This window comes from Candidatus Nanosynbacter sp. TM7-087 (genome assembly GCF_022828365.1).
Lineage (GTDB): Bacteria > Patescibacteriota > Saccharimonadia > Saccharimonadales > Saccharimonadaceae > Nanosynbacter.
In genome coordinates this window covers 323849-333217 of sequence record NZ_JAJQJU010000001.1, presented here as the reverse complement: position 1 = coordinate 333217, position 9369 = coordinate 323849, and the positions used below count along the sequence as shown (strand labels likewise).

At 45.0% G+C, this 9369-nt stretch carries 8 protein-coding genes; 4 read left to right on the top strand and 4 right to left on the bottom strand.

Annotation, left to right across the window (positions count from 1 at the left end; genetic code table 11):
* Positions 1 to 34: 34 nt before the first annotated feature.
* From LRM41_RS01800 to LRM41_RS01790, 3 genes are all read right to left on the bottom strand, one after another.
* The gene (locus LRM41_RS01800) at positions 35 to 349 is read right to left on the bottom strand and encodes a hypothetical protein (protein WP_243819198.1); all 315 of its coding nucleotides are present in this window, start codon (positions 347 to 349) and stop codon (positions 35 to 37) included.
* 313 nt (positions 350 to 662) lie between these two features.
* A complete protein-coding gene (locus LRM41_RS01795) occupies positions 663 to 1049 on the bottom strand; it encodes a hypothetical protein (RefSeq protein ID WP_243819197.1) in 387 nt (128 codons plus the stop codon).
* A gap of 112 nt (positions 1050 to 1161) precedes the next feature.
* Complete coding sequence (locus LRM41_RS01790) at positions 1162 to 3129, bottom strand: alpha-amylase family glycosyl hydrolase (RefSeq protein ID WP_243819196.1); 1968 nt, start codon at positions 3127 to 3129, stop codon at positions 1162 to 1164.
* A 72-nt stretch (positions 3130 to 3201) separates the two neighbouring features.
* On the opposite strand from LRM41_RS01790, the gene LRM41_RS01785 reads away from it, so the two are divergent.
* From LRM41_RS01785 to tuf, 3 genes are all read left to right on the top strand, one after another.
* Positions 3202 to 4899, top strand: a complete 1698-nt coding sequence (locus LRM41_RS01785) for a hypothetical protein (RefSeq protein WP_243819195.1) — start codon at positions 3202 to 3204, stop codon at positions 4897 to 4899.
* A 16-nt stretch (positions 4900 to 4915) separates the two neighbouring features.
* A complete protein-coding gene (gene tgt, locus LRM41_RS01780) occupies positions 4916 to 6127 on the top strand; it encodes a tRNA guanosine(34) transglycosylase Tgt (protein WP_243819194.1) in 1212 nt (403 codons plus the stop codon).
* Between the two features lie 114 nt (positions 6128 to 6241).
* Complete coding sequence (gene tuf / locus LRM41_RS01775) at positions 6242 to 7426, top strand: elongation factor Tu (RefSeq protein WP_129637477.1); 1185 nt, start codon at positions 6242 to 6244, stop codon at positions 7424 to 7426.
* 73 nt (positions 7427 to 7499) lie between these two features.
* Here tuf and LRM41_RS01770 read toward each other — a convergent pair whose 3' ends face one another.
* Positions 7500 to 8270, bottom strand: coding sequence for a hypothetical protein (locus LRM41_RS01770; protein WP_243819193.1), 771 nt, complete (start codon positions 8268 to 8270; stop codon positions 7500 to 7502).
* A 145-nt stretch (positions 8271 to 8415) separates the two neighbouring features.
* On the opposite strand from LRM41_RS01770, the gene LRM41_RS01765 reads away from it, so the two are divergent.
* Positions 8416 to 9357, top strand: a complete 942-nt coding sequence (locus LRM41_RS01765) for an L-lactate dehydrogenase (protein WP_243819192.1) — start codon at positions 8416 to 8418, stop codon at positions 9355 to 9357.
* Positions 9358 to 9369: the final 12 nt, after the last annotated feature.

Below are 9369 nucleotides of genomic sequence, written 5' to 3'. Positions count from 1 at the left end.
TAAACCTTAAGCGAACTATTTCTCTTGACGGGCACTAGTCCTCGTCGTCGTTACCGTAATCATCGCGCTCGGGTGGCACCGGCGCGATGACCGCAGTCACCACTGGCAACATACACATAAACAATGTGAACGCCATCGCGTCGGCCCACCCCTCTCTGTCAATGACGACGTTAAACGCCGTCGTTAGGTCACCCCAGTCAGTGATTAGGGTGTCGATATTTGAGGCTAGTAGCGCGACATATACTACCGTACCAAGTATTGCAGTCACCTTCAGCGCTACTGTTGGGATTTTACCAGTAGAACTAAAGTAGACCCAGCCGAGGGGGATAGTAAGGGCTTGTGCCGCCACCAGGAGAGCTGTGGAGCAGATAATTGCCCCAATAGTCGTGCCTAGTGTGAGCACGAAGACTGCGCACGCACTGATGGTAAAGACCATAGTCCTCAGGCTGATGCCGAGACTCGTGTTGTTGCTGTTCATGGCTTTCCTTCCACAAGAACTACCTTTGTTGACGGGGTTGTCAACAAAGACTATGTTCATTTTACAACATCTACATCAAAAAGTCAATAGGATATACGAAATAATTCCACAAACCAATAGAAATAGCCCGCCAAGAGAGCTCAAGCCAAGGCTTAAGCCTCAGCGAGCTATTTCTCGACGGGCACTAGTCCTCGTCATCGTTGTTGTCGTGCGTGGGCGACGATGGCACTATGACCGCGAGGAGAATTGCTATAGTGCTTGTAAGCGCAACAAAGCCTCCTAGGGTCGCTACCTTATCGGGTTCGATGGTAGCCCCAAGCGGGGTGCTCATGACTCCCAACTCCTTGAATGCACGTAGAGCAGGCAGTTCAGATACTGGCACCCATAGAATGAAGGGAATCCGGGAATTGTCGCCCGGAAGGAGCCATCTCCATACGAGATAACCCGCCAGTGGCAGAGCCATCGCCGTGCAGGCGATGGCAGCGGCAGCTGTAAAGTATGTGCTCCCCATAAGGACTAGAGTCAAACTAGTCAGGGCGAGGATTGCCGTCATAAGTTTGAGCTTCAACATGGGATGACTCCTTTTCGAGGCATATAAGGACTACTTTCGTTGACGGGATTGTCAATAAAAGCTCATTTAATTTAAACCACACTTGCGTAAAAAAGTCAACACTAGGAGGAGTTTAATCAACTTTCTGTAAAATAATGCCTGTTCTGGCTGGCAAGTAAACTTTAAGGTTGTGGTTATTATCAGCCGGGGAAGTGAAAAAACGGGAATTATGATCTATTCGCTCCTGTCCGCCGAAGCTCTTGTCGTCGCTACTTAACGCCAACTTATAAGAGCCAGCTTCTGCGGGTACTGCGTAATCTGAGTGGGATTTGTCGGGCGAAAAATTGATAACAAATAAAAAGTCGCCGTGCATAAAACTGACCGTGTGATCAGATTGGCGAACCGTCAAATGGTGAATATCAGGACTATCAATTTGTCGAATAATCTTTATTAGCGCCGCGTCAAAATCTCCCAGCCATTGATATTTTAAGAAGCCGTTGTCGCGTAAACTCCATTGTCGTCGAGCGTGCTTAAATGACCAATTATTACCTTCACGCGGAAAATCAATCCATTCCGGATGTCCGAATTCATTGCCCATAAAATTCAAATAACCGCCGCCATGCAGCCCAGCTGTCATTAGACGAATTAGTTTGTGTAGGGCTATTCCACGTTCGGTCTTAAGATCTGGATCAATTTTATCCATATGCCAATACATATTTTTATCAATCAATCGGAAAATCAGCGTTTTATCACCGACGAGCGCTTGATCGTGACTTTCGGCGTAATTGATGACTTTTTCCTCTGGGCGATGCGAACTCAAAGTGTAAGCCAATTGCCCCAAATCCCAATCTTCATCATTTTTCTCTTTCAGGGTTTTTATCCATAAATCCGGCGCACCCATTTGCAAGCGATAATCAAATCCCAGCCCGCCGTCCTTTGTCGATGCGCCAAGTCCAGGAAAACCGCTCATTTCTTCCGCAATGGTCGTGGCGTCGGGGCGAATGGCGTGAATGGTTTCATTTGCCAATCTTAAATAAGCGAGCGCGTCTTTGTCGACATTATCGTGGAAATAATCGTCATAACTAGTGAAACTTTTTCCGAGTCCGTGATCGTGGTAAATCATACTAGTTATGCCATCAAACCTAAATCCATCAACGTGATGTTCATCCAGCCACCATCGGCAATTGCTTGCCAAAAAATGCAAAACTTCTGGTTTGCCGTAATCGAATAATCGCGAATCCCACTCTGGATGATTTGTTGGCTTGAAATATTGTGTCGGATCGCCAGCGAAATTGCCTAAGCCTTCAACTTCATTTTTGGCGGCGTGAGCGTGAACAAGGTCAATGATGACGCGCAGTCCCATTCCGTGCGCCGTGTCGACCAATTTCTTAAAATCGTCGGGCGTGCCAAATCTTGACGAAACCGCGAAAAAGTTGCTGACGTGATAACCGAAACTGCCGTAATATGGATGCTCGGCGATTGCCATAAGTTGAATGGTGTTATAGCCAGATTCTTTAATTCGCGGCAAAACCTCCGCAGTGAATTCACTGAAACTGGCAACTTTTTCTTCCTGACTGCTCATACCAACGTGCGCTTCGTAAATCAGGGGAACTTTTGGCTTGGGCGGGGTTTTGTGTTGCCAATCATAAGGAGTTTTTGGCGACCACACGACCGCGGAGAAATCGACAGAATTTTCGTCCTGAACGACGTAATTTGCGTATGAAGGCAGTCGCCAGCCATCGCCACCAGACCAATAGACGCGCAATTTATATTTCTGTCCGTGACGAAGTGAATTTTCAGGAAGATTTATGCTCCATTCGCCGTTTTTATCGCGATTTAAGGCGAATTCCTCACGCTCTTTCCAATCTGAAAAATCGCCAATTAAAAATATCTGAGTCGCGTTCGGCGCCCATTCGCGAAATGTCCAGCCAGTATCCGTTTTATGGAGTCCGAAATGCAAAAAACCCATCGCGAATTCGGCTGGCGTCTTGCTGATCAAAACCTTTTCCAGTTTCGAGGAAATATACTTCTCGCGCGCCTGAATTGTGGATTTGTGCGGCGCTAGCCATTGATCCAAATCAACGAGGGTTTTATTGCTCATGCTTCTAGTATACAGCATACGGAAGGGGCTATGCTTGTAAATATCGATTAAAGTTGTATAATACATAGCAATATGGAGCGTTCAAAGCCTAATACGGAGTCTAATTCTCCCGAACTGTTCTCTGATGAGGACTGGAGGCGAATTGCTGGTGCGAATTTATTGCTCGACGGAGAAAACGACGAGATTGCAATTGCCGAGATAGAACAAGCTGCGCACGTTGGCGATATTGAGGGCGAGAAGGTTAGAGTTGTTGGATATAGTCAATCCGAAGATGATGATTCGTATTGTTTGCAGTCAGTTGAGGGCGTGGCGGATTTGATATCTCCCATGGAAATTGATCCTGAGATTTCAGCGCCGTTTGCGATTTACACCAAAGAGATGGCTGCTTTGTGTGTGCGAACTTCGCAGAAGGACTATTATTTTCCGCTTGACAAGCAGGCGATTGTATCAATAGAGTTGTTGCCGGATGATAGCGGCGTTCCTCGATGTGTGCGTAAATTGCGCCACTATGCTGACAAAATCGAAGAAGTTGCTGGTGCTGGCGACATTCAAGATGCGGAGTCGAGGCGGCTTTTGATAGATGAGATAAATGACGTTTTGAATGAGATTCCATATGATGGCGGAATTCAAGTGAAATGCCAGGCGTATAAGGTTAAAATTGACGGCAGGGAAAATAATGTAGAAGACGCTAATCCTGCGGTTTTATCTGGATGGCTACCGAGTTTTACGTGGCGCGACGATCGTCCTGTGTTGGAAATGTTTGATATTAAAAATCGATTTGCGACTTTTTGTGTAGATATGAAAGACGTGCTTGATATGACGTCAATTGATAAAGAGGAGATCGGGTCCTCTATTGATTTATTTGAAACGGTTTTTAATGACGATTTTCAGGAGACCGCTTGGCAGCTAGCGACGGATCTTTCTTACGTTGACGAGTCAGAGTTTGATGAGGTATCAAGAGAATATTCCCAAATACTAAATGATCATTTGTCTGAGTTTTCTGCGACAAGACTTTATGGCATTAGTACCGTTGGCTTTACTGGTTTTGCGTTGGCTCCTGACGCTACGAAAAATAATGAATTACAGTATGAATTTATGGATATTTCTGGGGCGTGTATTGATGGGATGTGTTTCGTTAGCTATCGTGATAAATTTTACGCGGCGCTTGAAGTGACGATAGATGGTGAGTCTGAAGACTTTCCGAAGAAGGTTTATGTGATACCCGACAGAGATAAGATTATTCGTTTGGAAGGATTTGATGGTGAAGCTGAAGAGCTTAAAATGGCGGTAAATGAACTTCATAAAATTGCAAATTTTGCAAGTGAAGTAGTTAATGATGAGTGTTTCTATAAATTGCCTCTTAATGAGCAGCTTGATGTATTGAGTCAGTATGAATGTGCCGCTCGTAATGTAATCCAGGATATTAGCAAAGTGCGGGAATTTAAGGGCGAATGTGTAGTTTCGGCATACCGATGCTTGCCTGGTGACTTGCTGAATGCTGTTTCGTGGAATGATGTTCCGTTAGAAGAAGTGAATAGCCGTGAATATGTTGAAGAATTTGCGCTGCGTGCGGATAATTTGGTGATATGGAATCCAGAAATTAACGATAGGCCAGATATTGACGGCCGAATATTAAGCGTGTCGGAATTGCCACTTAGCCGCGGCGAGCCTGTGCTAATAGTTAATAACGCGGAAGAGAATAAATATTACTTGGTACGATGTAGCGATGTGATTAGCTTGTCGCGAAACGATCCGTCAACCATTTCGTGATATAATCAAACAGATTATGCAGAAAAAACCTTTTTCTTTTGAAATAACTTCACGATTTAACGACACGTTGGCGCGAACGGGAATTATTCACACGCCGCATGGAGATATTAAAACACCGGCGTTTATTGTGGTTGGAACTAAGGCTAATGTTAAGGCGATGATTCCGGAGATGGTGAAGGACGTCGGTGCGCAGGCGGTGCTGGCGAACGCTTATCATTTATATCTGCAGCCGGGGCATGAGTTGATTGAAAAGGCTGGATATCTTGGCAAATTTATGCACTGGGATGGTCCGACGTTTACGGATAGCGGCGGCTTCCAGGTGCTAAGTCTGGGCTCAGGTTTTAAGAAGGTTTTGGCAATGAGCACTGATGTTGATGAAGAAATTGCGATTGCTAAAAAATCGTCGCGTCATGCTTGGGTGGACGAAAACGGCGTAATGTTTAAGTCGCATCTGGACGGCTCTTATCATAAATTCACGCCAGAATTGTCCATGCAAATCCAGGCTGGAATTGGCGCTGACATTACTTTTGCGTTTGACGAATTGACCTCTTTGATTGATCCGTACGAATATCAAGTTGAGGCGCTGGCCAGGACGCATGCTTGGGCGGAGCGAAGTTTGGCGGAAGTTAAGCGCTTAAGAGCGGCTCGTCCAGATAAGCCATATCAAGCTTTATTTGGCGTTTTGCAAGGCGCGAATTACGAGGATTTGCGGAAGCAGACTGCCGAGTTTTTGGGCGCGATGGATTTTGATGGCTATGGAATTGGTGGCGCTTTGGAAAAGGAAACGATGGCCCAGACGATTCAGTGGGTCAATCAAATTCTGCCTGAGAATAAACCGCGTCATTTACTGGGGATTTCTGAGCCTGATGATATTTTTGCGGCAATTGAGCAGGGAATTGATACCTTTGACTGCGTGAGTCCGACGCGAGTGGCTAGGAATGGCGCCGCGTATACGCCGTTTGGTCGGGTCAATGTGCGTGGCCGAAAATACCGTGAGACATTTGCGCCAATTATGGACGATTGCGATTGCTATACTTGCAAGAATTACACGGCGGCTTATCTCTGTCATCTTTTGCACGCTCGCGAGTCGTTGGCTGGAACGTTGTTGTCAATCCACAACGAGCGATTTATTGTTAAGTTGGTTGATGATATTCGAGCCAGCCTGGAGGATGGAACTTTTTACGAGTTTCGCGATTCGTTCTTGGCGAAGTATTATAGTAAGAAATAGGCTATTTACAACTGATTGGAAAATCGTTATAATTAAACTCATACGCCGTGAGGTCTTTTTTATGGACTGTACCCGCGTGAAAAATAATAATTAAATTAAGGAGAACTTCTACAAATGGCAGATGCATTTGACCGAAGCAAACCGCACGTTAACGTTGGTACAATGGGCCACGTTGACCACGGTAAGACTACGCTGACTGCTGCGATTACTGCAGTGTTGGCAAAGCGCCTACCAAGCGCAGTTAACAAACCTGTTGCGTACGACCAGATCGACAACGCACCAGAAGAGAAGCAACGTGGTATTACTATCGCGTCTTCACACCAAGAGTATGAATCAAAGAATCGTCACTATGCACACGTTGACATGCCAGGACACGCTGACTATGTTAAGAACATGATCACCGGTGCTGCTCAGGTTGACGGTGCGGTATTGGTTATCGCTGCAACTGACGGCCCAATGCCTCAGACTCGTGAGCACGTTTTGCTTGCAAAGCAGGTTGGTGTGCCAAAGATCGTTGTCTTCTTGAACAAGATGGACATGGCTGACGAAGAAATGGTTGAGCTGATCGAAGAAGAAGTTCGCGAACTTCTTGAAAAGAACGGTTTCGACAAAGACGCTCCAATCATCAAGGGTTCTGCTCTTAAGGCTCTTGAAGGTGAAGAGAAATACGAAGACGCTATTATGGAATTGGTTGACGCAATGGACAGCTACATTCCAGAGCCAGCACGTGACATGGACAAACCATTCATCATGCCAATTGAGGACGTCTTCTCAATTAAGGGTCGTGGTACAGTAGCAACTGGTCGTATCGAGCAGGGTGTTGTTAAATTGAACGACGAAGTTGAAATCGTTGGTTTGAAGCCAACTCAGAAGTCAGTTGTAACTGGTATTGAGGCCTTCAAGAAATCTCTTGATCAAGGTCAAGCAGGTGACAACGCAGGTGTCTTGCTACGCGGTATTGAGCGCAGCGACATTGAGCGCGGTCAAGTTTTGGCAAAGCCAGGCACAATTACTCCACATACTGAGTTTGAAGCTGAAGTTTACATCTTGAAGAAGGAAGAAGGCGGTCGCCACACTCCATTCTCAAAGGGCTACAAGCCACAGTTCTACTTCCGCACAACTGACGTTACTGGTGAAGTTGAATTGCCAGCTGACAAAGAAATGGTTATGCCAGGCGACACTGTAACCTTCAAGGTTAAGTTGCTTGCACCAATCGCTATGGAGCAAGGTTTGAACTTTGCTATCCGCGAAGGTGGCCGTACAGTTGGTGCTGGTGTTGTTACAAAGATTAACAAATAATCTTGATAACACAAGTCTAATTAAATCCCCCGAACTTTCGGGGGATTTTTGATGTCGCTGTGATAATGTATGTCTAATCAAGGAATCTTGTGTCAAAACATTGTTCAGAAGTACCAAGCTTATATAGAGGATAGTACGGTCCGTCATTATCTTTCTCGTCGACAGATGTAGTCTTTGTGATTTTCATGCCCACCTTTTTACCATCTATCGTGGCCATAAATTGAGGAAGGCAGAGGTATTGCTCATTTTCACCGCGCGGAAAAGATACAGGTTTAGTGAATTGTCCTACGCTGCTTTTCTTCTCTCGACATTCGGCTACATTCTTTGAGATTTCGGTTGAAACATAATCCTCGTATTGTCTTGCTAGCATGTCTGTTTTGTTCATTAGATCTGAGGGCTTGGGCGTCCTTCGTCCGTAGGTTTGTTCGGTGAAGTCGATATCGTCGAATGTGAACATAACCAAATCGTTTCCATCGCAAATATACATTGAACAGTCTGCCATTTCGGGAAATCCGTAATCGGTATGTGTTGCACAGTAAGCTGTAAATCCTTCGCGATTGTCGTATTCTGCGGAATACATTGAGTTCTTTTCTATATCTATTTTTCCCGCAGAATCATCTTTTTTATTTTGTGATGAATTCTTGGTATTGCTATTTTCTGGCTGAGATGTAGCGGTTTCAGAGTCGCCATATGGAACTGAACTTGAACTTCCAGCGTCAACTCCTTTTTCGCCTGCGCATCCAGCCAATACACACGATGGTAATAAAGCTAGCATTGCAAGTGCTCGATATACTTTTGCAGTATCGACGCGTGGCGCTTTTTCTGCAAACATTCTTTTTTCCATATATCCTCCCGTTGATAATATGTAAAAGTTAATAGATTGCCGATATTATACATGTTTTTTGCTGTAAAGTAAAGTTAATTGACAAGGCGGTAATGTTTATGGCAGAATAAAAACATCTAATATAAAACAGAAAAAGGAGATTTTGGTGAATAAACAGAAATTGCTAATTGTTGGCGGCGGTGGAATGGTTGGCGCAACGGCGGCTTATGCGTGCGCATTGCGTAGTGTCATCGAAGAGATTGTGTTGATTGACCGTAGTGAGGATTTGGCTTGGGGTCAGGCGGCTGACATCAATGACGCGATGGGAATTGACAGAAATGTCGTGGTTCATACGGGAAATTATTCTGATATCAATGACGATGATATCGTTGTGATTACTGCGGGTGCGCCGCAACTTCCTGGTCAAACTCGATTAGAGTTGATTGACGTTAATGCAAAAATTATGCGTGATATTGTGAGAAATATTATGGCGAATGGCGCGAAGCCGTATTTGGTGATTGTCAGTAATCCGGTTGATGTTCTGACTTACGTGGCGCTTAAGGAATCTGGCTTGCCGAAAAATCGCGTATTCGGGACGGGCACGACGCTTGATACTTCGCGTTTGAAATCGTATTTGGCGGACGCGTTCAATGTCGATAGTAAAGCGGTTGACGCTTATATTCTGGGCGAGCATGGCGATTCATCGTTTTCGACAATTGAAACGGCGCAAATTGGTGAAGTGCCGATTAGGGAATATCCTGGATTTACAGAGGAAATGATTGATGGAATTGAACAGAAGGTTCGCGATCGAGCTTATCGGGTGATTGAAACAAAGAAATCGACATATTTTGCGATTGGGTTTGTCGTATCTAAGATTGTTTCGGCGCTCCGAAAATCGACGCACACGGTTTATCCTGTTTGCTCTTTGGCTGAAGGTGAATATGGTTTGAATAATGTTGTACTTGGATTGCCATCAACAATCAGTAGCGACGGCGTGAAGATTTTGGCGGGCTATCCACTTACCGAACGAGAAAAAGAATCGCTGAATAAATCCGCTGGAATTATTGCGGAAATGATTTCTCATCTTGATAAAGCGGAAAATTGCTGATATAATCGCATA